Origin of the sequence: Mesorhizobium sp. RIZ17 (genome assembly GCF_051127865.1) — a bacterium.
Taxonomy (GTDB): domain Bacteria; phylum Pseudomonadota; class Alphaproteobacteria; order Rhizobiales; family Rhizobiaceae; genus Mesorhizobium; species Mesorhizobium humile.
Genome location: NZ_CP147861.1, coordinates 867,342 through 891,603, shown reverse-complemented (window position 1 = coordinate 891,603; position 24,262 = coordinate 867,342). Strand labels below are relative to the sequence as shown.

The window sequence follows — 24,262 nt, the reverse complement described above, 5'->3', positions numbered from 1 at the left end:
CGCCTTTTCGCCAAGTCAGCGCCGCCCCTCATCGCCCTGCCGGGCACTTCTCCCCGTATAGTGACGGGGAGAAGGGGCTGTGTCGGGCGGTTTCGCCAATCGCCAAAGTTCAATGAATAGCCTGAAAGAGGGTGACCCGGCGCCATCATCACACCTGCAAAATCGAGGAAACCAGCAACTGCGTGTAAGGCGCGCGCGGATCGTCGAGCACGCGGTCGGTGAGGCCGCTTTCGACGACGCGGCCGTCCTTCATCACCATCATGCGCTGCGACAGGAGCCTGGCCACGGCGAGGTCGTGGGTGACGACGATCGCGGCGAGGCCGAGATCGGTGACCAGTCCGCGCAACAGGTCGAGCAGGCGTGCCTGCACCGAGACGTCGAGGCCGCCGGTCGGCTCGTCCATGAACACCAGGCGCGGTCCGGTCACGAGGTTGCGGGCGATCTGCAGGCGCTGGCGCATGCCGCCGGAAAAGGCGCGCGGCTCGTCGTCGATGCGGTCCTCGTCGATCTCGACGCGCGACAGCCAGTCGACGGCGGTGGCGCGGATCTTGCCGTAGTGGCGGTCGCCGACCGCCATCAGCCGTTCACCGACATTGGCGCCGGCCGATACCGTCATGCGCAGTCCGTCCGCCGGGTTCTGATGGACGAAACCCCAGTCGGTGCGCATCAGGAAGCGGCGCTCGGCCTCGCTCATGCGGTAGAGCTCGCGCCACTGGCCGTCGCGCATGCGGTAGCTCGCGGTGCCGGAGGATGGCAGCAGCCGGGTCGACAGGCAGTTGAGCAGCGTCGTCTTGCCGGAGCCGGACTCGCCGACCACCGCCAGCACCTCGCCCGGCCAGAGGTCGAAGGAGATGTCCTCGCAGCCGACGCGCGAGCCGTAGAACTTGGACAGCGCCGAGACGCGCAGCAGCGGTTCGTCGCTCATTTAGCCGGCTCCGTTTTCTCTGAGGCAAGATCGGTTTTAGGAGCAAGGTGACCGTGATGGCCATCTTCGCGCCGCTTCTCGCAGTGGTCGGTGTCCGAGCAGACGAACATGTGGCCGCCATGGTCGTCGAGGATGACCTCGTCGAGATAGACATTCTCGGCGCCGCACAGCGCGCAGGGCTGGTCGAAGGTCTGCACCTCGAAAGGATGATCCTCGAAATCGAGGCTCACCACATCGGTGAAGGGCGGCACCGCATAGATGCGCTTCTCGCGGCCGGCGCCGAACAGCTGCAGGGCAGGCGAGCGGTGCATCTTCGGATTGTCGAATTTGGGCGTCGGCGAGGGGTCCATCACATAGCGGCCCTCGACCTTGACCGGATAGGCGTAGGTGGTGGCGATGCGGCCGTGCTTGGCGATGTCCTCGTAGAGCTTCACATGCATGAGGCCGTATTCCTCCAGCGCATGCATTTTTCGCGTTTCGGTCTCGCGCGGCTCGAGGAAGCGCAGCGGCTCGGGGATCGGCACCTGGAAGACCAGCACCTGGCCCGCCGTCAGCGGATGTTCGGGGATACGGTGACGGGTCTGGATGATGGTCGCCTTCTCCGTTTCCGTGGTGACGGCGACATTGGCGACCTTCTTGAAGAAGGCGCGGATCGAGACGGCGTTGGTGGTGTCGTCGGCGCCCTGGTCGATGACCTTCAGCACGTCAACCGGGCCGATGATCGAGGCGGTGACCTGGACGCCGCCGGTGCCCCAGCCGTAAGGCATCGGCATCTCGCGCGAGGCGAAAGGCACCTGGTAGCCGGGAATGGCGATGCCCTTCAGGATGGCGCGGCGGATCATCCTTTTGGTCTGCTCGTCGAGATAGGCGAAGTTGTAAGTGGCGATGTCGGTCATGGCGATCACGTCCGCACTGTGCTATGGATTTGGCGCCAAAGAGGCGGGAGGGCGCCCGAATGGACTCTACCGGTTGGATGCATCTTGGCGTGCTGCTGCTGGTGTTTGCCGGCATCGTGGCCTTTGTGCTGTGGAAGATGGTTCTGCCCGCGCCAAAGGCGCCGCCACGCGGCGAGACCGTTGCCGGCGCGCGTGGCTATATCGGCCTGTGGTTCGGTGGCGGCGGACGTTAGGATCATTCCGCAGCCTCCCGCTTCTCCTCGGCGGCCTTGTCCTCGTTCTCCCGTGCCTCGTATTCGGCGCGCATGCGGCGAACCAGGCCGAGCTCGGCCTGGAAGTCGACATAATGCGGCAGCTTCAGGTGCTCGACGAAGCCGGTCGCCTGGACATTGTCGGAGTGCGAGATGACGAATTCCTCGTCCTGCGCGGCGGCGACGACGTCCTCGCCGAGCTCGCCGGCGCGCAGCGCCCGGTCGCACAGCGCCATCGCCATCGCCTTGCGCTCGCTCTGGCCGAAGACAAGGCCGTAGCCGCGCGTGAACTGTGGCGGCGCCTTGGCCGAGCCCTTGAACTGGTTGACCATCTGGCATTCGGTGACGCGGATGGAGCCGAGCGGCACGGCGAAAGGCAGCTCGGGCACGTCCAGCTCCAGCGCGACCTCGCCGATGCGTACTTCGCCGACGAAGGGGTGGTTGCGGGCATAGCCGCGCTGCGTCGAGTAGCCGAGCGCCAGGAGAAAGCCCTCGTCGCCGCGCGATAGCGCCTGCAGGCGGATGTCGCGTGCCATCGGGAATTGCAGCGGCTCGCGCGTGATGTCGCCGGGCACATGGTCCAGCGGCATGTCGCCGTCGGCCTCGATCAGCCCTTCATGGGCGAGGATCGCGGAGACGCGCGGCATCGCCTCAGCCTCGGCTGGACGCTGCGCGGGTGTTTCGACCTCGGCGCCGGCGGCAAGCTCGGGATCGAGCAGCCGGTGGGTATAGTCGAAGGTCGGGCCGAGCACCTGTCCGCCCGGCAGGTCCTTGTACGTGGCCGATATGCGCCGTTCGAGCTGCATGGCGCCGGTATCGACCGGATTGGTGTAACCGAAGCGCGGCAGCGTGGTGCGGTAGGCGCGCACCAGGAAGATCGCCTCGATCATGTCGCCGCGCGCCTGGACGACGGCGAGTGCTGCGAGCTCGCGATCATAGAGCGAGCCTTCGCTCATCACGCGGTCGACGCCGAGCGCCAGCTGCTCGACGATCTGGTCGAGGCGCAGCGCCGGCACCGAGCGGTCGCCGCGGCGGCGATCGGCAAGCAGGCGGTGCGCATTGGCAATGGCGGCCTCGCCGCCTTTCACCGCGACATACATGTCATGCCTCCATCGACTTGATGCGGGTGGTGCGCGGCAGGCAGGCGAGGCTGCCGGGCGCCGCCAGGATGATGTCGACGCCGCGCGGGAAACGCTGGTTGCTCTGCTTCCACTGCTCGACGAAATGGCGCGGCATGCCGGTCGGCGCGATCATCGCCGTCTTCTCGATGCCGGGGCCTTCGAGCAGCAGCGTCGGGCCGGAACCGAGATCGCCGGTGAGCAGGATCAGCGTCGTCGAGCGGTCGGGATATTCCTGCGTGCCCTGCGAGAAACCGTCGATCGCCGCCATCTCCTTCGGATTGGCGATAAAGGCGAAATGCGCGTCGGCGGGCGTGTTGGCCAAAGGCGCGCCGGTGTGGAAGCCGAGCCAGGCCTTGACCGAGGCCTCCGCCTGGAACGGCGGATCGAGCCAGACCGGCGTGTCGTTGTCGCAGAGCGCAAGCGCCACGGCGCCGGCCGTCGCCGACAACGGCGCCGGCGGGCGGGCGAGCTGCGGCAGCTCCTGGACGGTGCCGGGGCGCGCCATCGCATCCATGATGGCGCGGAACACGGCCTGGGCGTCGAAGACCGGCTCGGCGAAACCGCCGTCGATCGATTGCGTGGCGATGTTCATCAGTCCTCTCCGCGCACCATGGTGAAGAAATCCACTTTCGTTGCCGCCGTTTCGACGCGCTTTGTCTCGCGCGCCGCATCGAGCGCCGCGCGCAAGGGCGCGGCGAGCTTCGTCTCGACCGCTTCGCGATGTGCCGGGTCCTGCCAGAGCGCGTCAGCGATTGCCGCCAGTTTTGCCTTGCCCTTGTCGCGGCCGAGCGCATAGGAATGGCCGACCTGGCCCGACGGCAGCCGCACCGTGGCGCGGGTGACCGTAGCCTCGCCGACATTGAACGGCGCGCCGCCGCCGCCGATCCGCCCGCGCACCGTCACCAATCCGGTCTCCGGGCCTCGCAAAAGCTCCGCCTCGGAAGGCAGGCCCGCTTCGCTCCACAGACGGGCGATCTCATCGGCCGCGGCATGTGCCAGCGTCGCCATCAAGGCCTTTCGCCCGGCCTGCTCGCGCGCTTCCTGTCCTCGCATGGCATCGCTCCTGCATGTGAAAATTTGTCTATTGATATAGACAACTATACAAATTATACTCACCTCGTAACGGGAGTCCATGACGGCTGGATGACAAGGGCGGGAAAAATGCTTGGGGGCGATAGGTGACCGGACTGGCGGCTAGTATCGAAAGGCGCAACGGCGTGTCGCTTTGGCGGCAGATCGCCGACAGGATCCTGCAGGCGATTGCCAATGGAGATTTCGCCGAGAATGCGGCGCTGCCGCCCGAAGTCGCACTGGCCGAGCGCTACGGCGTCAACCGCCATACGGTGCGCAGCGCCATCGCAGCACTTGTGCAGGAAGGCGTGCTGAAGGCCGAGCAGGGACGCGGCACCTTCGTCCTGTCGCGCAAACGGCTGTCCTATCCGATCGGCGCGCGCACGCGCTTCTCGACCGGGCTGCAGGGGCAGACGAGCGAGCGGCACATCGCGCTCTTGTCATCATCCACGGAGCCGGCCAGCCGGCGCATCGCCGAGGCGCTGGGCATCGCCAAGGGCGCGGCCGTCATTTGCCTGGAGACGCGTGGCGAGGCCGATGGTCATCCAGTATCGCGCGCGACGACCTGGTTCGACGCCCAGCGCTTCGCCGGCATCGAGGACGCAATGGCGGAAACGGGATCGATCACCGCCTCGCTCAAGCGTTTCGGCATCAACGATTATCTGCGGCAATCGACCGTGCTGTCGGCACGTCATGCCGATGCCGACGACCTTGCAGCGCTCGATCTGCAGCCGGGCGCCATCGTGCTGGTCACCGTCGCCGTCAACGTCACGCTCGATGGCCAGCCGATCCAGTTCGCGGAGTCGCGCTTCCCCGCGGAGCGGGTGGAGCTCAGGCTATTGGCCAACGATTAGCCTTCAACGCGGTCATCCAGGACGATAGCCCAGTGAGGTCGTCATCCACGGGCGGAGCGACGCGAAGCGGAGCGCAGACCCGAGGATCCATTCCGTTACCTTGATCGTAAAGCGCGGCGGAACAGAATTCTGGATCGTTGCAACGCGTCGGCGTCACGGAATGGATCCTCGGGTCTGCGCTGCGTCGCTACGCTCCTTGCTCCGCCCGTGGATGACGAAGGGACAGGCGCTTCGGCCAATCACCAATGCTGCGACCTGCCAGGAATCCAGAGCCGAGATCTCCGTGCCGGCGCTCAGCCGACCTCGATGACCGCTTTGATCAGCCCCGATTTCTCATGCGTCCATCTGGCGAGGTCGCGCGGCGTTCCGGCGAGCGTGGTGCGATGGGTGACGAGCTTGTTCAACGGCACGGAGCCGTTGCGGATCGAGGCCGCGACATGGTCGAAATCGGCTTTCAGCGCGTTGCGGCTGCCGACCAGCGTCATCTCGCGCTTGTGGAATTCGGGGTCGGAGAAGGTGATGTCGTCCTTGACGACGCTGACCAGCACCAGCGTGCCGCCATGCGCGACATGGGCGAAGGCCGACTGCACCGATTGGGTGTTGCCGGTCGCGTCGAACACAAGGTCGAACCCTTCGCCGCCGGTCGCCTGCCGCACCAGGTCGGCGGCCGCCGCTTTCGAGCTGTCCAGCGGGGCAAAGCCGAGTTCCTTTTCGGCGAAGCCGAGACGTTCAGCGCTCATGTCGAGCAGGCTGACATCCAGCCCGGCGATGCGCGCGAAGATCGCCGTGCCAAGGCCGATTGGGCCGGCCCCGATGACCAGCGTGCGCTGGCCGAACTGACCGAGCGAGCGGCGCACCGCATGCGCGCCAATGGCCAGGAATTCCACCGCCGCGGCGTCGGCCAGCGACAGGCCGTTCGTCGGGTAGAGGTTTTGCGCCGGCACCAGGATCTCGTCGCACATGGCGCCGTCGCGATGCACGCCCAGCACCTCGATCTTCACGCAGCAATTCGGTTTGCCGTGCCGGCAGGCGATGCATTTGCCGCATGAAAGATAGGGGTTGATGATCACCGGCTCGCCGACCGCGAGATCGACGCCTTCGCCCTTCTCGACGATGGTGCCGGAAACCTCATGGCCCATGATGCGCGGATAGGCCAGGAAGGGGTGCTTGCCTTCGAAGATGTGGTAGTCGGTGCCGCAGATGCCGACATGGCTGACCGCGACGCGTGCCCAGCCGGGCGGCGGCGTAGCTGGGGCGGCGCGGTCTTCGAGGACAAGCTCGCCGGGCGAGCGGCAGACAACGGCTTTCATGGGCAATCCAAAAAAGAGCGCCGGCCTCGGTCGAACCGGGCCGGCGCGGAGTTTCAGGGAGGATTCATTTGCCGCGACGGCGCAGACCGTCGAAGTAGACGATGACGATGATCAGCACGCCGGTGATGATGCGCTGCCAGAAGGCGTTGACGTTGAGCAGGTTGGCGCCGTTGTTGATGGTGGCGAGGATGAATGCGCCGAGCAGCGGCCCGTGCACCGACCCGACCGCGCCGAAGAGCGAGGTGCCGCCGATCACCGACGAGGCGATCGCCTGCAACTCCCAACCTTCGGCCTGGGTCGGATTGCCGATGCCGATGCGGGATGCCAGCAGGACGCCGACGAAGGCCGCGCACAGGCCGGACAGCGTATAGGCCATATAGATGGTGCGCTGCACGTTGACGCCGGACAGGCGCGACGCCTCGGCATTGGAGCCGACCGAGAACAGATAGCGGCCCCAGCGGCTGTGATGCAGGAAGATGTAGGCCGGGATGCCGACAAGGATCACCATCCAGAACAAATTGGGGACGCCGACGAAGGAATTGCGCGAGAACTCCTGGAAGGCGTCGTTGTTGATCGAGATGGAATTGCCGTTGGTCATCAACAGTCCGATGCCGCGCAGCGATGTCAGCGTCGCCAGCGTGATGATGAAGGGCGGCAGGCCCATCTTGACGATGCCGAAACCGTGGAACAGGCCGATGGCGACGCCGACCAGAAGCGTGATCAGGATAGCGGCGAAGACCGGCACGCCGGCATTGATCAGCATTGCGGCGATGACGGTGGAGAAGCCGACCACCGCGCCGACGGAAAGATCGATGCCGCCGGTGATGATGACGAAGGTCTGGCCGACTGCGAGGATGGCGATCATCGAACCCTGGCGCAGCAGATTCGAAATGTTGTTGGCCGAGGCGAAGCTCGACGTCGCCACCGACAGGATGACCCACAGGAGAACCAGCAGCGCCAGCAGCGTCAGCCCGAACAGGGCGTTGTAGTTGCGCTTGGGTTTTTCGGCGGCGATGGCCTCGGTGCTCATGTTTGACCTCCCTGTTTTTCTTGTTTCTCGGCGAGCGCCTGCGTGAGAATTTCCTCGTGATCGGCAGTGCGGAAGCCATGCGTGGCGACCAGCTTGCCGCGCCGGAATACATGCAGCGTGTCGGCGAGCTCATAGACCTCGGGCAGATAGGACGAGATCAGGATGATGCCGGCGCCTTTCGACAAGAGCACGCTGAACAGCCGGTAAATCTCGGCCTTGGTGCCGACATCGACGCCCACCGTCGGCTCGTCGAAGATGAACAGCTTGGCGCCATGCGCCAGCCATTTGCCGATGACGATCTTCTGCTGGTTGCCGCCCGACAGGCTCGAGGCCAACGCATGGCGCGTCGGCGTCTTGATGCGCAGGTCGGCGATCTGGCGGTCGGCCTCGGCCTTCTCCTTGGCGCCGGAAATCAGAAGGTTGCTCGAAATGCGCTTGTAGATCGGCAGGTTGAGGTTCATGCCGACCGGCAAATTGAGGCACAGGCCCTGGTCGCGGCGGCTTTCGGGCGCCAGCGCCATGCCGAGCCGGATTGCGTCGTGCTCGGAATTGACCTGGACCTCTTTGCCTTGCCACAGGATCTGGCCGGCCGATTTCCTGTGGCGGCCGTAAAGCGTCGTGACGAACTCGCTGCGGCCGGCGCCGATCAGGCCGTAGAGGCCGACGATCTCGCCCGCGCGGACAGTCAGAGAAACATTCTCGAAGCCTTTGCCGGAGAGGTTCTTCGTTTCGACGATCGCGGCACCAAGCGTGAAGTGCTCCTTGTGGTAGATCTGCTCGATCGAGCGGTTGATCATCAGCTTGACCAGCTCGGGCTCGTTGGTCTCGGCGATGTTGCGGGTGCCGACCAGGGTGCCGTCACGCAGAACGGAGACGCGGTCGGCGAGCTCGAACACTTCCTCCATGCGGTGGCTGATGTAGATGATGGTGACACCTTCGCCCTTCAGCCGGCGGATCAGCGTGAACAGCTGGTCGGCCTCCTTGCGGGTGAGGTAGGCGGTCGGCTCGTCGAAGATCAGGAATTTCGTGCCACGCACGGTGGCGCGGGCGGCGGCGATCAGCTGCTGCTGGCCGATGGTGAGGTCGCCGAGAACGACATGCGCCGGCAGGTCGAAGCCGAGATCGTCGATGATCTTCTGTGCGTCCTTGACCATGGCGCGCTGCTGAAGGATGCCGAAGCGCGACTCCTCCTCGCCGAGGAACATGTTGGCGGCGACCGTGAGGTGGCGGCACAGCACCACCTCCTGGTGGACGGCGTTGATGCCGAGCGCCATCGCTTCATGAGGTGTTGCCAAAGCCGCCGGCTTGCCTTCCCAGATGACCTCGCCCGAGGTGCGCGGCATGACGCCGGTCAGAAGCTTGATGAGGGTGGACTTGCCGGCGCCGTTCTCGCCGACAATGGCGTGGATCTCGCCCGCCTTGAAAGCAAGGTGCACGGGCTTCAGCGCATGCGTGCCGGGATAGCGCTTTTCGAGGCCGTTGAGCTCTAGGATCGTCCTGCCGGGCTCCAGCGTGGGGTGTGGATGCAGTTCCTGCGCCGTCGACGTCATGACAATCCTCCCAGATCGATCTCAACCGTTGGATCCGCAGCGATGCGTCTTGATCGCGCACCTTGAACGCAAGCTAACGTAAGGCGTCGAATTTCCAAGCCGCCGCGGCGGATGTTTCCGGGGCGCGAGGCCCCGGAAACGACTGTCGTGAAGATCTCACTTGAGCTTCGGATTGAGCAGCGCGTCGATCTTCGGGTCCTTCATGTTGGCCTTGGTGACCAGGTTGGCGCCGGTGTCGACATTGGCCTCGACCTTCTCGCCTTTCGATGCGGCGAGCGCGGTCTTGATGCCGTCATAGCCCATCCGGTACGGGTCCTGGACGACGAGGCCGGAGATGACGCCGTCATTGAGGAACTTGATCAGCTTCTCGTCGCTGTCGAAACCGATCAGGCCGACCTTGCCGGCAAGGTTGTTCTCGGCGATCGCCTGGCCGACGCCCTGCGCCATGATCAGGTTGGAGGCGAAGATGCCCTTCAGGTCCGGATTGGCGGTGATCAGGTCGGTTGCGATGTTGAGACCGGTGGTCGCCTGGCCGTCGGCGTATTTGTCGGCAACGAGCTCGAGACCCGGATACTTGGCCTTGAGCTGTTCCTTGAAGCCCTGGGCGCGCTGCTCGAGCGAGCCGGCGCCCGGGAGCGCGGTGATCAGGGCAACCTTGCCCTCGACCTTACCGCCATTGGCGGCGCCGATCGCGGCGGCCAGACCGTCAGCCGCGACGCGGCCGCCCTGGACGTTGTCGGTGGTGAGGAAGGAGGTGAAGGCCTTGGAGTCGGCGCTGGAATCGATGCCGATGACCTTGACCTTGGATGCGGCCTCGTCGATCGGCTTGCCGAGCGCCTTGGCCTCGGTCGGCGCGATGACGACCGCGGCCGGATTGCCGGCGACGGCGTTTTCGAGGATCGAGATCTGGCCGTTCACGTCGGTCTCGGCCTGTGCGCCCAGTTCCGGCACGTTGACGCCGAGATCCTTGCCTGCCTTGCGGGCGCCAGCCAGGACGATCTGCCAGTAGAAGGAGGTTGTGTCCTTGACGATGATCGGAATGGTCACGTCGGCCGCCGAGGCAGGGGCGGAATGCAGCGTGCCGGCAAGCATCGATGCGGCGGCCAAGGCCACGAAGGCGCGGCGGTTGAGAAGGCTGGTCACGAATTTCATTAGGTTCCTCCCTAAAATCGCCTGGTGAAGGTTTACGGAAGCTCCATCTGGATAGGCGCGAGCCAAACAGAACTTTATCAATAAAAAACAGATGCCGTTTTTTGATAGTGCATCGCAGTGGCCGATGCAAGCGGTGTCTGGTGCCGTTTACGTGTTGCCGGATAGGGTTTGGTCGGCTTCAGCCGGCTTCCCCTCCCAGGCAGCATACGAGCGCGCTTCCGTTCCTCCCTTGAACATGGAACATTAATTCCATTATTCTGTCAATATGGAATATTCATTCCCTAGCCAAATCGCAGGATCGTGAAGGTTGCCCCGGTCCCGTCGTCGGTGGCCGTGTTGTCCGTGATCTAGAGCGTCGCGCCGAGATGCCAGGGCACGAACTCGTTGTCGCCGTAACCGAACGCCTCGCTCTTGGTCTTGCGGCCGGACGCCGTCTCGATGATCAGCTCGAAGAGCTCGCGGCCCATGCCGGCGATGGTCTTCTCGCCCGAGGCGATGACACCGCAATTGACGTCCATATCCTCTTCCATCTGGTGATACATGGTCGAATTGGTGGCGACCTTGATCGACGGCGTCGGCCGGCAACCGAAGCAGGAGCCGCGGCCGGTGGTGAAGACGATGACATTGGCGCCGCCGGCGACCTGGCCGGTGGCAGAGACCGGGTCGTAGCCGGGCGTGTCCATGAACACCAGGCCGCTGCCCGAAACCTTCTCGGCATAGCCGAAGACGCCGTTGAGCGGCGTCTGGCCGCCCTTGGCGACCGCGCCCAGCGATTTCTCGAGGATCGTGGTCAGGCCGCCGCGCTTGTTGCCGGGCGATGGGTTGTTGTCGATCGAGGCGCCGTGCTTGGCGGTATGGTCCTCCCACCACTTCACGAAGCCGTCGAGCTTGGCGGCGATCTCGGGCGAGGCGGCGCGATAGGCAAGCAGATGCTCGGCGCCGTAGATCTCGGTCGTCTCCGACAGGATGCCGATGCCGCCGCAGCCGGCCAGGATATCGACGGCGGCGCCCAGCGCCGGATTTGCCGTGATGCCGGACATGCCGTCCGAGCCGCCGCATTGCAGGCCGACGACGATCTCCGAGACCGGTATCGGCTCGCGCTGCAGATGGCCGACCTCCTCGGCGATCTCGGCCAGCACGCCCATCGCCCGCGCGACGGATTTGCGCGAGCCGCCGGCTTCCTGGATGTTGAAATGGCGTTTTCCCGCCGCCACGCCCTTCTGACCATAAAGGGTGAGCTGGTTGACCTCGCAGCCCAGTCCCACCATCAGGATGCCGCCGAAATTCGGGTGGCGCGCATAGCCGGCCAAAGTGCGGTGCAGAACCATCATGCCGTCGCCGGTGGCGCTCATGCCGCAGCCCTGACCGTGCACGATCGGCACGAAGCCGTCGATGCCGGGATATTTCGGCAGAAGCGTGCGGTTGGCTTCGTCCGCGATGGCATGGCAAACGGTCGACGAGCAATTGACGCTGGCGATGATGCCGATGAAGTTGCGCGTGCCGGCACGGCCGTCAGCGCGGCGGTAGCCCATGAAGGTACGCTTGCGGTCGGCCTCGGTCGCGTGCTCTGCCTCGCTCGGCGGCACCACCGGCAAGCGGCCGCTCTCGAAAACCAGATTGTGCGAATGGACATGCTCGCCAGTCGCGATGGCCTGCGTGGCGCGGCCGATCGCCTGCGCGTATTTCACCACCGCTTCGCCCGCGGCGATCGGCTTGATCGCCACCTTGTGGCCAGGCTCGATCACGGCGGTCGCGGCGGCGCCGCCCGGCAAGGGCGATCCAATCTCGATACGCCCATTGGCGACGGCGACATTGTCGGAGGGTGAGAGAAGGATGGTGTTGGCAATGGTCACGGGCGGCTGTCCTGGGTGGATCCTGGGAAGGCGGGCGGATTGACTCGCGCCCGTTTAAAGGTAATGTCTTTTATCGGGAAAAAACATTTTTGCGTCAATTGTTTTTTCGTCGCGGACAGCGCGCGCCCTCTGGCGGTGCGGGTGTCCGTTTGGCAAGCCGGCGAAAACCTTTCCTGTTTTCGGAAGCTTGAGCTAGGAACGCACCATAATTGCGCCTCAAGTCGGCCGTCGCAAGCGCCGGCGAGGCAACGGGGCAGGGAATGTCGAAGAGCAACAACGTCTACAAGGACGCCTTCAACCGCTGTCTGCGGCTGCTCGATGAATCCAAAAGCCTGCCCTCCGAACCCGAGCTCGGCACGTTGCTCGGCGTCAGCCGCACCACGGTGCGCAGCATCCTTACCCGCATGGAAGAGACCGGGCTGATCGCCTGGAACAAGCGCAGCAAGACGGTGCTCAGGGCGCCGCGGCCGGAGGATTTCTTCCCGGAGGAAGAGACCGACACGCTGGCCGAGATCATCGAGCGTTCCTTCATGCGACGGCTGCTTGCCAGTGGCGCCGAGGCCGGCATGCAGATCAACGAATTGGAACTGGCGCGCGAGATCGGCGTCGGCACCACCAGCGTGCGCGAGTTCCTGATCCGCTTCTCGCGCTTCGGCCTGATCGAGAAACGGCGCAACAGCCATTGGGTGCTGAAAGGTTTCACGCGCGCCTTCGCGCTCGAATTGACCGAGATACGCGAGATGTTCGAGCTGCGCTCGGCGGCGGCGTTTGTCGCGCTACCGCTGGAGAGCGCGGTCTGGGCCGATCTCGACGGGCTGGAGGTCGAGCATCGCCAGCTCGCCAGCGAGATCGCCACGCGCTTCAACGAATTCTCCGAGCTCGACGAGCGCCTCCACCGGCTGATCCACCGCGCCTCGCACAACCGCTTCATCGTCGACTTCTACGATGTCATCGCCATGATCTTCCACTACCACTATCAGTGGAACAAGGCCGAGGAGCGCCAGCGCAACGAGGTCGCGGTGCAGGAGCACCTCGCCTATATCGCGGCGCTCAAATCGCGCGATCCCGGCAAGGTGGACGCCGCCTGCCGCAAGCATTTGAAGTCGGCGCGCCAGACGCTGCTGAGCTCCATTCCCGAGGGACGGCAGGCGCAGCCCGCCTGAGGGTCTGTTGATATTCAGGTGATGCCGGCCTGCGAACGGCGGCTTCCTGCGCTTCCGGTGCTCACGTACTTCAAGTACGCTCCGCTCCGGCCTTCGCCGGCCGAAGCCCTCATAAGGGTCTCCGCTCTAGGAAGGCTACGGCCGGCGTAGGCCGGTTCTCGGAAACCACCATTCTCGGCTCGGCCTGACCTGAATCTCAACAGACCCATAAAAACAGGCGCATCGCGCCGCGTTGCCGCAGCGCGGTTTTGCCGATTTTCCGGCCGCATCGTCCATGTTAGGGTCGATCAAGTTTCCGGGAGAGGCTTTGCGTTGAATATCCGGCTGAGACGATGGAGCATGCCGGCCGCGTTCGTCGCGGCGCTAATTCTGTTGCTTCAGTCCTCCCTCGGTGCGTTCGCCTTCGGCGCGCCGTCGCAACTCGACGCCTTCGGCAATGTCATCTGCACGCATGAAGGGGCTGTAAAGCTCCCCGACGGCGATCCCCATCAGCAGCATATGCCGGCCTGCTGCTCGCTCGGCTGCAGCATGGCTTCGCCGGCGCATCTGCCGCCGCCGGAAGCGAATGCGCTTCACAGGGCGATGGCGTTCGAGACAGTCGCTTTTGCGGTCCCGGCCTTCCAGCATCTCGACTTCGCCCGCGATCGCTCGCCGGCCAATCCGCGCGCGCCGCCGGCAATCGGCTGATCCGCGGAACCTTTCGCGGCCTTGTCCATCCTATGATCAGACTGCTCGCGACCGCATTGCGGCGCGATTCCCTATCCATGGAGCAACCATGTCCAATCTTCTTCCCAAGGCGCGAGCCTTCGCCCTTCGCGGTCAGCCGCAGCTCGGCTTGCGGCAGCGTCTCGCCTTCGCCACGCTTTTCATTGTCCTTCTCTTGGCCTGCATTCCGGCCGCCATCGCGCATGAATTCAAGGTCGGCGATCTCGAGATCGAGCATCCCTGGTCGCGGGCGACGCCGCCGGGCGCCAAGGTGGCCGGCGGCTATTTCACCGTGACCAACAAGGGCAGCGTGCCGGACCGGCTGCTGTCGATTTCCTCCGAGATCTCCGACAAGGCCGAGCTGCATGAGATGGGCGTCAAGGACGGCGTCATGACCATGCGGCCGGTCGAGGGCGGGCTGGAGATCCCGGCCGGCGGCAAGGTCGCGCTGAAGCCGGGCGCCTACCATTTGATGTTCACCGGCCTGAAGCGGCAGCCGAAGCAGGGCGAGAAATTCGCCGCGACGCTGACCTTTGAGAAGGCCGGCAGCGTCAAAGTCGAGTTTGCCGTCGAAGGCATGGGCGAGACCGGCAGTGGCGATATGGACATGGATCACGCCGAGTAATCCGCCAGTTCGAAATCAGAGGGACGATCCATGAGGAAGTATCTTTTGGCGGCGGGCGTGCTATGCGCGCTCGGGACCAATGCCGCGCTCGCCCACATCACGCTTGAAACGCAGGAAGCGGCTGTCGGCTCCACCTATAAGGCGGTCCTGCGCGTGCCGCATGGCTGCGAGGGCAAGGCGACCACCGCCGTGCGCGTGCAGATCCCCGAAGGCGTCATCGCGGTGAAGCCGATGCCCAAGCCCGGCTGGACGCTGCAGGCCAAGAAGGGCAGGTACGAGAAATCCTACCAGCTCTATGGCGAGACGCTGACCACCGGCGTGAAGGAAGTGGACTGGAGCGGCGGCAATTTGCCCGACGAGTTCTATGACGAGTTCGTCTTCCGCGCTTCGCTGGCGGCCGATCTGCCGGCCGGCCAGATGCTCTATTTTCCGGTGGTCCAGGAATGCGGCGACGCCATCGATCGCTGGATCGAGATCCCGGCGACGGGCCAGGATGAGGACGCCTTGGAAACTCCAGCGCCCGGCATCAAATTGCTGCCGAAGAAATGATCTTTCGTTGGCGCTCCATCGGGGCGCGCCACCATTCCTGTCATGACGGCATGAACGCAGCACAGCCTTCCTCGACGATCCGCCTGCATACCGGCCCGCTTGCCTGGCTGGTGGCAGTGCTCGTGGCGATGGCGGTATTGGCCATGCCTGGTCGCGCCCTTGCGCATGCGGCGCTGGTCGCGACCGATCCGGCCGACGGCGCGGTGCTGCCGCAAAGTCCCGGCGAATTCTCACTCACCTTCAGTGAGCCGGTCTCGCCGCTGGTCCTGACGCTCGTGCGGCCGGACGGCTCGCAGCTTGCGCTGACATCCTTCCGTCTCAACGATCAGACCGTTGAGATCGACAATCCTGAAACGCTCAAATCCGGCACGCATGTGCTGAGCTGGCGAGTGGTGTCGGTCGACGGCCATCCGGTCGCCGGTTCGGCGCTGTTTTCCATAGGTGCGCCAAGTGCCGCGCCGGTGGCGGCCGAAGCCGTCGACCGGACGTTGCGCGCGGCGATCTGGGCAGCCAGGCTGTTTCTCTATGCCGGCCTCTTCCTCGGCGTCGGCGGCGCGTTCGCGCTTGCATGGCTGGCCGAGGACCGGCGTTGCGGCCAGCGCTTTGTCACCGCGGCGCTGCTTTTCGGTCTGGCCGGCGCGCCGGTATCGCTCGGCCTGCAGGGATTGGATGGGCTCGGCGCGCCGCTCGCCCGGTTTGCGGCACCGGTTGTCTGGAAGACCGCGCTGGAGACGAGCTTCGTCTGGACGGTGCTGATAGGCGTGATCGCGCTTGGTCTCGCGCTGCTGTCGCTTGCCGGGCCGTCAGGTCTTCGCAAGCTGTCGGCAAGTGCTGCACTGCTCAGTGTCGGCGGCGCTCTCGCCGCGAGCGGCCACGCCAGCGCCGCCGAGCCGCAATGGCTGACGCGGCCGCTGGTGTTCCTGCATGGCGCCGCAATCGCCTTCTGGGCCGGTTCGCTGGCGCCGCTCGGCCTAGCGCTGCGGCAGCAACCCGCGGAAGCAAAAGCCTTTCTGCGGCGCTTCTCCCGCGCGATCCTGCCGGTCGTCATCGCGCTTGCCGCAAGCGGCATCATGCTGGCAATCATCCAGGTCCAGGTACCGGCGGCGCTGGTCCATACGTCCTATGGCCGGCTGCTACTCTTGAAGCTGGCTCTGCTGCTCTTCCTGTTCACGCTTGCCGCGATCAACCGCTGGACATTGACCGCGCCCGCCGAGGCAGGCGACACGGAGGTGCAGCGACGGCTGGCGCGCTCCATCCGCATCGAGGTGGTCATCGTGCTTGCCATCTTCGGCGTCGCCGCCGGCTGGCGCTTCACCCCGCCGCCGCGCGCGCTGGCGATCGCCGCCGCGCAACCGGTGTCGATCCACATCCACACGCTGAAGGCGATGGCCGATCTCAGCATCACGCCGGGCCATGCCGGCGAGGTCGCCGCTTCGGTGGTGATCATGACCGGCGATTTCGGCCCGCTCGACGCCAAGGCGGTGACGCTGGTGCTGTCGAAGCCGGATTCCGGCATCGAGCCGATCAAGCGGCCGGCGACAAAGCCCGGCGACGGCACCTGGCGCGTCGACAATCTCGTCATCCCAATTCCCGGGCGCTGGAACGCGCGGCTGGATATCCTCGTTTCGGACTTTGAGATGGTGAAGATCGAGGCGCCGATCGACATCCGCGCTGAGTGATATTCAGGTGAGGCCGGCCCCAATCCGATCTACAACCGCCTGACACAATTCGGTCAGACGGTTGACGCCGTCGCCTCGGCCCGTCATTCATCTGGAAAAGGCGTTCTCCAGGGCGCGGCCTGCAACAAGCATCCGGAAGTAGGGAAGAAACGATGGAAAAAGCCGAAATCGGCCTGATCGGCCTTGGCACGATGGGCTCCAACCTGGCGCTCAACATCGCCGAGCACGGGCACCGCATCGCCGTCTTCAACCGCACGCCATCGCGCACCGACGCCTTCGTCGAGAGCGCCGGTTCGCTGAAGGACATGGTCGTCCCGTGCTACAGCCTGGAGGAACTCGCCGCGGCGATCCGGCCGCCGCGGCCGATCATCATCATGGTGCTGGCCGGCAAGCCGGTCGACGAGCAGATCGCGGCACTGCGCGGCGTGCTCTCCAACAACGACATCGTCATCGATGCCGGCAACGCCAATTTCCGCGACACGATGCGCCGCTTCTCCGAGCTGTCTGGCTCGGGCCTGACCTTCATCGGCATGGGCGTTTCGGGCGGCGAGGAAGGCGCGCGTCACGGTCCGTCGATCATGGTCGGCGGCACCGAGGAGTCCTGGAAGCGCGTCGAGAACGTGCTGACGGCGATTTCCGCCAAGTTCAAGGACGAGCCCTGCGCCGCCTGGCTCGGGCATGACGGTGCCGGCCATTTCGTCAAGACCATCCACAACGGCATCGAATATGCCGATATGCAGATGATCGCCGAGATCTATGGCATATTGCGCGACGGTCTGGGCATGGCGCCCAAGGAGATCGGCAAGGTCTTCGACGGCTGGAACCAGGGCCGGCTCAACTCCTATCTGATCGAGATCACCGCCAAGGTGCTGGCCGCCGACGATCCGAAGACCGGCAAGCCGGTGGTCGACATCATCCTCGACCGCGCCGGGCAGAAGGGCACCGGCAAATGGTCGGTCATCGAGGCGCAGCAGCTCGGCATTCCGGCGACGGCCATCGAGGCGGCGGTGGCGGCGCGCGTGCTCTCCTCGATCAAGGACGAGCGGCAGGCGGCGGAAAAGGCCTATGGCAATATCGGCGTCGCGAAGATCCCCGGCGACAAGGCCGTGCTGCTCAAGGACCTGGAGCTCGCATTGTTCGCCGGCAAGATCGCGGCTTATGCGCAGGGTTTTGCCGTGATGAGCGGCGCTTCGAAGGAGTTCAACTGGAACCTGCCGATGCCGACCATCGCCAAGATCTGGCGCGCCGGCTGCATCATCCGCTCGCAGATGCTGGACACGATGGCCGAGGCCTTCGGCTCCGGCGGCGCTTCCACCAACCTTTTGATGGCGCCGGCCTTCATCGCCATGATGAAGGAAGCGCATCCGTCGCTCAGGCGCATCGTGGCGCGCGCTTCCGAGGCCGGCTCACCGGTGCCGGCGCTGTCCTCCGCGCTCGCCTATTTCGACAGCTACCGCCAGGGACGCGGCACGTCGAACCTCATCCAGGCGCAGCGCGATTTCTTCGGCGCGCATGGCTTCGAGCGCATCGGGGAAGAGGGGGCGTTCCACGGCCCATGGGGCAGTGGCGCGGCCTAGGCTTGGTCGTCATTCTAGGGCGGAGCAAGGAGCGAAGCGACGCGCGCAGACCCTAGAATCCATTCCGTGACATCCGAGTGTCGCAACCGTGCAGAATTCTGCTCCGCTGCGTTTTCTGGCCAAGGTCACGGCATGGATTCCAGGGTCTCCGCGACGGAGCTTCGCTCCTGCTTCGCCCTGGAATGACGAAGCTGAGGAGCTTCGGCCAATCTCCAACGAACCAGAGCTAACCGCGATAGGGCAAGACCTCGCTCGGCGTGCTGAGCGATTGCAGCGTGCCTGGATCAGCGCCGCCGATCCAGCCGAGCACGGCCTTGGCGAGCTCGGAGCCGGCCAGCCGGAAATTCTCGTTGACGACAAGCAGCTCGCGCCGGAACAGATGCAGCAGTTCCGACGATTGTTTCGAGACGACGTCGACGTCGCGGCCGAGCTTCAGTCCGGCGTCCTCGATGCCGGCCACAATGGCGAGCGTGGCGGCGGCGGCGCTGCTGACGAAGCCGTCCGGCCGGTCCTTGCGCCGCATCAACTGCGCAGTCCGCATCCTGATCTGCTCGATCGACTGGTCGATGGAGACGGTGTTGAATGGCACCTCCGAGGCGCCCACCTCGCTCAACGCATCGGCAAAGCCGTTCAGCGTATGGCCGTAATAGGTGAGGCCGACCGGCGGCGTCACCAGCGCAAGCCGGCTGCGGCCCCTGCCGGCGAGATAGCGCACGGCTTCGCCGGCGAAGGCGTAATTGTCGAAGTCGTGATAGGGATGCACCAGGCCCATGTCGGTGCGGCCATGGGTGGCGAAGGGGATGCCGCGCTCCAGCATGTAACGCGCCCGCGGGTCGTTGGGCTGGGTACGCGAGATGATGACGCCGTCGGCCGAGCCCGTCTCGACCAGATAGCGCACCGGGTCGAGCGGATCCTGCGAGCGCGAATAGGGCGTGACGATCAAATGGTAGGGCGTGTCGGCGATCACCTCGGTGACGCCGTAGATGATGTCCGAAACGAAGCTCATCAGCTCCTGCTCGGTGTTCAGCACAAGCGAGATGACGTTGGTCTTGCCGGTTCTCAAGCGTACGCCGGCGCGGTTCGGGCGATAGCCGATCTGCTTGGCGACGAGCTGGACACGGCGCCTGGTCTCGGCGCCGATTTCCGGCGCATCCTTCAGCGCGCGCGAGACCGTCGTGACGCCAAGTCCGGTCATGAAGGCAAGCGTCTTCAGAGTCGGCCGCTCCTTGCCCGACGTGTCGTCGTCGCCCTTCTTCGTTACCCGTCTATCCATTCGTCCCGCCCGTCAGGCGCATAGCAGCCGCAAGGCCGGCCGGCAATCGTGCGGCGTTGACAATTGCGCGACCTTCAGCATGTCGCCTGGTTCAATATACTGAAACGTTACAGGTTGCCAATCTTCGTGAGCGACCGGCAGGGCCGGAAGCATTCCATTGCGCTGCGGAGGCGAACCGAAAGTCTCTGGAATCACAAAGAAATCTCGGCTTCAGGCCGGGTTTTGCCACCAAACGACTGTTCCGACGTCGGCATTGCCATCCCAGAAGAGAGATTTTGTTCGGGCCTCGAAAAAATCTTGATTGGTTTTGAGGCGAGGGGTTGCCTATGCAGTCCATTTGCCGTATCGAAAATCTGTAACGTTTCAGATTCTGGGAGGAAGCCGAAATGCGATACAAATTCATGACTGCCGCCTTTGCCGCGACGGTTGCGTTCAACTTCGCCGGCCCGGCGGCCGCGACCGACCTGGAAGTCACCCATTGGTGGACTTCCGGCGGCGAGGCGGCGGCGGTTGCCGAGCTTGCCAAGGCATTCGACGCGACAGGCAATCACTGGGTCGACGGCGCCATTGCGGGCTCCGGCGGCACGGCGCGGCCGATCATGATCAGCCGCATCACCGGCGGCGATCCGATGGGCGCCACGCAGTTCAACCACGGCCGGCAGGCGGAGGAGCTGGTGCAGGCCGGGCTGATGCGCGACCTCACCGACATCGCCACCAAGGGCAAGTGGACCGAGGTCGTGCGGCCGAAGAGCCTGCTCGACAGCTGCACCATCGGCGGCAAGATCTATTGCGTGCCGGTCAATATCCATTCCTGGCAGTGGCTGTGGCTGTCCAACGAGGCCTTCCAGAAGGCCGGCCTGCCGCTGCCGAAGGACTGGAATGAATTCGTGGCGGACGCGCCGGCGCTGGAAAAGGCAGGCATCATTCCGCTCGCCGTCGGCGGGCAGCCCTGGCAGGCTTCCGGCGCCTTCGACGTGCTGATGGCCGCTGTTGGCGGCACTGACACCTTCCTCAAGGTCTACAAGAACAAGGACGCCACCTTTGCGGCCGGTCCGGAGATCGCCAAGGTGTTCAAGGCGGCGGACGACGCCCGCAAGATGGCCAAGAACACCAATGTGCAGGACTGGAACCAGGCGACCAATCTGGTCATCACCGGCAAGGCTGCCGGCCAGATCATGGGCGACTGGGCGCAGGGCGAGTTCCAGGTCGCCGGCAAGACCGCCGGCAAGGACTATACCTGCCTGCCCGGCCTCGGCCTGAACGAAGTCATCGCTACCGGCGGCGACGCCTTCTACTTCCCGCTGCTCAAGGATGCCGACAAGGCCAAGGCACAGGAAGTTCTGGCGGAGACCTTGCTCGATCCGAAGACCCAGGTTGCCTTCAACCTCAAGAAGGGCTCGCTGCCGGTGCGCGGCGACGTCGACCTCGGCACGGCCAACGATTGCATGAAGAAGGGCCTCGCCATCCTCGCCAAGGGCGCGGTCATGCCGTGGACGGACCAACTGCTTTCGCAGGACACCCAGAAGCAGAAGGAAGACCTGTTCTCCGAGTTCTTCGCCAAGCCCGACATGACCGTCGAAGAGGCGCAGAAGCGCTTCGCCGAGATCATCGGTTCGGCGGACTGACAACCGGCGCCCCCGCCCGCTCCCGGCCCCAGCCTATCGGGGGTCGGGAGCATGACGTCCTCATTGTCCCAGCCCGGCTGCCGAGATGAGCAACAGCGAACGCCCTAACCACCTTTTCCGTAACCTGAACGCCAAGGTCGCATCGATCCCGATGGTGCTCACTGCGCTTGTGGTGTTCGTCGGCGGCACGGCGTGGACGGTTCTCTACTCCTTCACCAATTCGAAGCTGTTGCCGCGGCTCAATTTCGTCGGGCTCGACCAGTATCACCGGCTCTGGTCGACATCGCGCTGGCTGGTGTCGATCGAGAATCTTCTGATCTACGGCGTCATCTCGCTGGTGTTCTCGCTGGTCATCGGCTTCCTGCTTGCAGCCCTGCTCGACCAGAAGATCCGCTTCGAGGACACGTTCCGCACGATCTTCCTCTATCCCTTCGCGCTGTCCTTCATCGTCACCGGGCTGGTCTGGCAATGGCTGCTCAATCCGGATTTCGGCGTCCAGCGCGTCGTGCGCGACCTCGGCTGGACGAGCTTCAGCTTCGACCCGCTCTACAATTCCAGCATCGTCATCTACGGCATTTCGATCGCGGCGCTGTGGCAGGGCACGGGCTTGATCATGTGCCTGATGCTGGCTGGCCTGCGCGGCATCGACGAGGACATCTGGAAGGCGGCGAGGGTGGACGGCATTCCGACCTGGAAGACCTATCTCTTCATCGTCATCCCGATGATGCGGCCGGTCTTCATCACCACGCTGGTGATCATCGCCGCCGGCATCGTCAAGGTCTACGACCTGGTCGTGGCGCAGACCAGCGGCGGCCCCGGCATCGCCTCCGAAGTACCGGCGAAATACGTCTACGACTACATGTTCTTCGCCCAGAATCTCGGCCAGGGGTTTGCCGCCTCGACCATGATGCTGTTGTCGGTGGTGATCGTCATCGTGCCCTGGGCCTATCTCGAATTCGGAGGCAAGAAGCGTGGCTGACGTCGCCTCCCTGTCCACCAGCGCACAAGCGCTCAGGCGCGATGCCGCCGGCCCGAGTGGGCCGAAGCCGCGGCACGTGCTGTCGCGCCGCAACATCTTCCTCTACGGCACGCTGATCGTCGTGGCGCTCTATTATCTCTTGCCGCTCTACGTGATGATCGTCACGTCGCTGAAGGGCATGCCGGAGATCCGCCTCGGCAACATCTTCTCGCCGCCGGTGGAGATCACCTTCGAGCCCTGGGTGAAAGCCTGGGCGACAGCGTGCACAGGGCTCAATTGCGACGGGCTCTCGCGCGGCTTCTGGAATTCGGTGCGCATCACGGTGCCGTCGGTGTTGCTCTCGATCGCGATCGCCTCGGTGAACGGCTATGCCTTGGCCAACTGGCGTTTCAAGGGCGCCGACACCTTCTTCATCATCCTGATCGTCGGCGCCTTCATCCCCTACCAGGTGATGATCTATCCGATCGTCATCATCCTGCGCGAGATCGGCATCTACGGCTCGCTGACCGGCCTGGTGATCGTGCATTCGATCTTCGGCATGCCGATCCTGACGCTGCTCTTCCGCAACTACTTCACCTCGATGCCGGAGGAACTGTTCCGCGCGGCGCGCGTCGACGGCGCCGGCTTCTGGGGCATTTATCTGCGCATCATGCTGCCGATGTCGCTGCCGATCTTCGTCGTCGCCATCATCCTGCAGGTGACGGGCATCTGGAACGACTTCCTGTTCGGCGTCGTCTACACGCGCCCCGACACCTATCCGATGACGGTGCAGCTCAACAACATCGTCAACTCGGTGCAGGGCGTGAAGGAATACAACGTCAACATGGCCGCGACCATCCTCACCGGGCTGGTTCCGCTCATCGTCTACTTCATTTCCGGCAAGCTCTTCGTGCGCGGCATCGCCGCCGGCGCGGTGAAAGGATGATGATGGAAGCTGAAATCGCCAATGCAAGCGTTTCGATCCAGGACCTGTCGCTCAATTTCGGCGCCGTCTCGGTGCTGCAGACACTCAACCTGGATGTCGCCGAGGGCGAGTTCATCGTGCTGCTCGGCCCGTCCGGCTGCGGCAAGTCGACCTTGCTCAACTGCATAGCCGGCCTGCTCGACATTTCGGACGGGCGCATCTTCATCAAGGGCAAGAACGTCACCTGGGAAGAGCCGAAGGACCGCGGCATCGGCATGGTGTTCCAGTCCTACGCGCTCTATCCGCAGATGACGGTGGAGAAGAACCTTTCCTTCGGCCTGCGTGTCGCCGGCGTGCCGAAGGAGGAGATCGCCAAACGCATCGCCCGCGCCGCCGAGATCCTGCAGATTGGCCCGCTGTTGCAGCGCAAGCCCTCGGCGCTTTCGGGCGGCCAGCGTCAGCGCGTGGCGATCGGCCGTGCGCTGGTGCGCGACGTCGACGTCTTCCTGTTCGACGAGCCGCTTTCCAACCTCGATGCCAAGCTGCGTTCCGAGCTGCGCGTCGAGATCAAGCTTCTGCATCGCAGGCTCAAGAACACGATGATCTATGTCACCCACGACCAGATCGAGGCGATGACGCTGGCCGACCGCATCGCGGTGATGAAGGGCGGCGTGATCCAGCAGCTCGACGCGCCGCAGACGATCTACAACCGCCCCGTCAACCGCTTCGTCGCCGGCTTCCTCGGTTCGCCTGCGATGAATTTTCTCAAGGGTCGGCTCGAAGCGGGCGAGGCGCCGGTGTTCAAGGCCGACGGCATGTCGGTGCCGCTCGCCCGCTATCAGTTCGACAGCGATGGAGGTCGCGCCGCCAAGCCCTGCGTCTTCGGCATCCGGCCCGAGCATATTGCTTTCGGCGAAGCGGCGAGGGCCATGCCGTTCACCGCCGAGTCCACCGTCGAGATCGTCGATCCGATGGGCTCCGACACGCTGGTGTGGACAAAGCTCGGCGGCCAAATCCTTTCCTTCCGCGTCGAAGCCGACAAGACGCTGCACAACGGCGATGCGATCCGCATCGGCTTCGATCCGGCGCGCGCTTCGCTGTTCGACGCCGAGACCGACAGCCGCCTCTAACCCCCGAAAAATCATCCCCCAAGCAGAACGGACAGGACAG

The 24,262-nt window shown here is 64.6% G+C and carries 23 protein-coding genes; 12 read left to right on the top strand and 11 right to left on the bottom strand.

Features of this window, described 5'->3' with window-relative positions; all coding sequences use genetic code 11:
• Window positions 1-148: 148 nt before the first annotated feature.
• The gene (gene phnK / locus WDX12_RS04385) at window positions 149-925 is read right to left on the bottom strand and encodes a phosphonate C-P lyase system protein PhnK (RefSeq protein WP_434724054.1); all 777 of its coding nucleotides are present in this window, start codon (window positions 923-925) and stop codon (window positions 149-151) included.
• Window positions 922-1,821 carry an alpha-D-ribose 1-methylphosphonate 5-phosphate C-P-lyase PhnJ gene (locus WDX12_RS04380; protein WP_434724053.1) on the bottom strand — a complete coding sequence of 300 codons (900 nt, stop codon included), beginning with the start codon at window positions 1,819-1,821 and terminating at the stop codon, window positions 922-924. The genes phnK and WDX12_RS04380 overlap by 4 nt, the downstream gene beginning before the upstream one ends.
• 59 nt (window positions 1,822-1,880) lie before the next feature.
• On the opposite strand from WDX12_RS04380, the gene WDX12_RS04375 reads away from it, so the two are divergent.
• Window positions 1,881-2,054, top strand: a complete 174-nt coding sequence (locus WDX12_RS04375) for a hypothetical protein (protein WP_320296944.1) — start codon at window positions 1,881-1,883, stop codon at window positions 2,052-2,054.
• A gap of 2 nt (window positions 2,055-2,056) precedes the next feature.
• Here WDX12_RS04375 and WDX12_RS04370 read toward each other — a convergent pair whose 3' ends face one another.
• Genes WDX12_RS04370 through phnG form a run of 3 tightly spaced genes read right to left on the bottom strand, consistent with a single transcriptional unit; the run spans window position 2,057 to window position 4,246 of the window.
• Entirely contained in the window at window positions 2,057-3,172 is a 1,116-nt protein-coding gene (locus tag WDX12_RS04370) for a carbon-phosphorus lyase complex subunit PhnI (protein ID WP_320296943.1), read from the bottom strand.
• Window position 3,173: 1 nt separating this feature from the next.
• Complete coding sequence (gene phnH / locus WDX12_RS04365; protein WP_434724052.1) at window positions 3,174-3,785, bottom strand: phosphonate C-P lyase system protein PhnH; 612 nt, start codon at window positions 3,783-3,785, stop codon at window positions 3,174-3,176.
• On the bottom strand, window positions 3,785-4,246 hold the full coding sequence (gene phnG, locus WDX12_RS04360) for a phosphonate C-P lyase system protein PhnG (protein ID WP_434724051.1): 462 nt from the start codon (window positions 4,244-4,246) through the stop codon (window positions 3,785-3,787). Before phnG ends, phnH begins: the two co-directional genes overlap by 1 nt.
• A 125-nt stretch (window positions 4,247-4,371) precedes the next feature.
• Here phnG and phnF point away from each other — a divergent pair, with 125 nt between their 5' ends.
• Window positions 4,372-5,118, top strand: coding sequence for a phosphonate metabolism transcriptional regulator PhnF (phnF, locus tag WDX12_RS04355; RefSeq protein ID WP_434724050.1), 747 nt, complete (start codon window positions 4,372-4,374; stop codon window positions 5,116-5,118).
• Window positions 5,119-5,411: 293 nt separating this feature from the next.
• Here phnF and WDX12_RS04350 read toward each other — a convergent pair whose 3' ends face one another.
• The 5 genes from WDX12_RS04350 to WDX12_RS04330 all read right to left on the bottom strand — a co-directional run bounded on the left by WDX12_RS04350 (window position 5,412) and on the right by WDX12_RS04330 (window position 12,013).
• Window positions 5,412-6,428: a zinc-binding alcohol dehydrogenase family protein gene (locus tag WDX12_RS04350; protein ID WP_434724049.1), complete on the bottom strand. Its 1,017-nt coding sequence runs from the start codon at window positions 6,426-6,428 to the stop codon at window positions 5,412-5,414.
• Between the two features lie 64 nt (window positions 6,429-6,492).
• Window positions 6,493-7,458 (bottom strand): ABC transporter permease, encoded by a 966-nt coding sequence (locus tag WDX12_RS04345; RefSeq protein WP_320296938.1) that lies wholly within the window; start codon window positions 7,456-7,458, stop codon window positions 6,493-6,495.
• On the bottom strand, window positions 7,455-9,008 hold the full coding sequence (locus tag WDX12_RS04340; protein WP_434724048.1) for a sugar ABC transporter ATP-binding protein: 1,554 nt from the start codon (window positions 9,006-9,008) through the stop codon (window positions 7,455-7,457). The genes WDX12_RS04345 and WDX12_RS04340 overlap by 4 nt, the downstream gene beginning before the upstream one ends.
• 156 nt (window positions 9,009-9,164) lie before the next feature.
• The gene (locus WDX12_RS04335) at window positions 9,165-10,160 is read right to left on the bottom strand and encodes an ABC transporter substrate-binding protein (protein WP_320296936.1); all 996 of its coding nucleotides are present in this window, start codon (window positions 10,158-10,160) and stop codon (window positions 9,165-9,167) included.
• Window positions 10,161-10,507: 347 nt separating this feature from the next.
• Entirely contained in the window at window positions 10,508-12,013 is a 1,506-nt protein-coding gene (locus tag WDX12_RS04330; RefSeq protein ID WP_434724047.1) for a UxaA family hydrolase, read from the bottom strand.
• A 260-nt stretch (window positions 12,014-12,273) separates the two neighbouring features.
• Here WDX12_RS04330 and WDX12_RS04325 point away from each other — a divergent pair, with 260 nt between their 5' ends.
• The 6 genes from WDX12_RS04325 (at window position 12,274) to gndA (ending at window position 18,311) form a co-directional block, all read left to right on the top strand.
• The gene (locus tag WDX12_RS04325; RefSeq protein ID WP_320296934.1) at window positions 12,274-13,176 is read left to right on the top strand and encodes a GntR family transcriptional regulator; all 903 of its coding nucleotides are present in this window, start codon (window positions 12,274-12,276) and stop codon (window positions 13,174-13,176) included.
• 339 nt (window positions 13,177-13,515) lie between these two features.
• Complete coding sequence (locus WDX12_RS04320; protein WP_434724046.1) at window positions 13,516-13,863, top strand: hypothetical protein; 348 nt, start codon at window positions 13,516-13,518, stop codon at window positions 13,861-13,863.
• 88 nt (window positions 13,864-13,951) lie between these two features.
• On the top strand, window positions 13,952-14,506 hold the full coding sequence (locus WDX12_RS04315; protein ID WP_434724045.1) for a copper chaperone PCu(A)C: 555 nt from the start codon (window positions 13,952-13,954) through the stop codon (window positions 14,504-14,506).
• 30 nt (window positions 14,507-14,536) lie between these two features.
• On the top strand, window positions 14,537-15,055 hold the full coding sequence (locus tag WDX12_RS04310) for a YcnI family copper-binding membrane protein (RefSeq protein ID WP_434724044.1): 519 nt from the start codon (window positions 14,537-14,539) through the stop codon (window positions 15,053-15,055).
• Between the two features lie 50 nt (window positions 15,056-15,105).
• The gene (locus WDX12_RS04305; protein ID WP_434724043.1) at window positions 15,106-16,734 is read left to right on the top strand and encodes a copper resistance CopC/CopD family protein; all 1,629 of its coding nucleotides are present in this window, start codon (window positions 15,106-15,108) and stop codon (window positions 16,732-16,734) included.
• Window positions 16,735-16,886: 152 nt separating this feature from the next.
• Window positions 16,887-18,311, top strand: coding sequence for an NADP-dependent phosphogluconate dehydrogenase (gndA, locus tag WDX12_RS04300; RefSeq protein WP_434724042.1), 1,425 nt, complete (start codon window positions 16,887-16,889; stop codon window positions 18,309-18,311).
• Between the two features lie 226 nt (window positions 18,312-18,537).
• Here gndA and WDX12_RS04295 read toward each other — a convergent pair whose 3' ends face one another.
• The gene (locus WDX12_RS04295) at window positions 18,538-19,584 is read right to left on the bottom strand and encodes a LacI family transcriptional regulator (RefSeq protein WP_434724041.1); all 1,047 of its coding nucleotides are present in this window, start codon (window positions 19,582-19,584) and stop codon (window positions 18,538-18,540) included.
• A 386-nt stretch (window positions 19,585-19,970) separates the two neighbouring features.
• Between WDX12_RS04295 and WDX12_RS04290 the strand changes: the two genes are divergently transcribed.
• The 4 genes from WDX12_RS04290 (at window position 19,971) to WDX12_RS04275 (ending at window position 24,222) form a co-directional block, all read left to right on the top strand.
• Window positions 19,971-21,209 (top strand): ABC transporter substrate-binding protein, encoded by a 1,239-nt coding sequence (locus tag WDX12_RS04290; RefSeq protein ID WP_434724040.1) that lies wholly within the window; start codon window positions 19,971-19,973, stop codon window positions 21,207-21,209.
• A gap of 85 nt (window positions 21,210-21,294) precedes the next feature.
• Window positions 21,295-22,188 carry a carbohydrate ABC transporter permease gene (locus WDX12_RS04285; RefSeq protein WP_434724039.1) on the top strand — a complete coding sequence of 298 codons (894 nt, stop codon included), beginning with the start codon at window positions 21,295-21,297 and terminating at the stop codon, window positions 22,186-22,188.
• Window positions 22,181-23,113: a carbohydrate ABC transporter permease gene (locus WDX12_RS04280; protein WP_320296925.1), complete on the top strand. Its 933-nt coding sequence runs from the start codon at window positions 22,181-22,183 to the stop codon at window positions 23,111-23,113. The genes WDX12_RS04285 and WDX12_RS04280 overlap by 8 nt, the downstream gene beginning before the upstream one ends.
• Entirely contained in the window at window positions 23,113-24,222 is a 1,110-nt protein-coding gene (locus WDX12_RS04275) for an ABC transporter ATP-binding protein (protein WP_320297025.1), read from the top strand. The genes WDX12_RS04280 and WDX12_RS04275 overlap by 1 nt, the downstream gene beginning before the upstream one ends.
• Window positions 24,223-24,262: the final 40 nt, after the last annotated feature.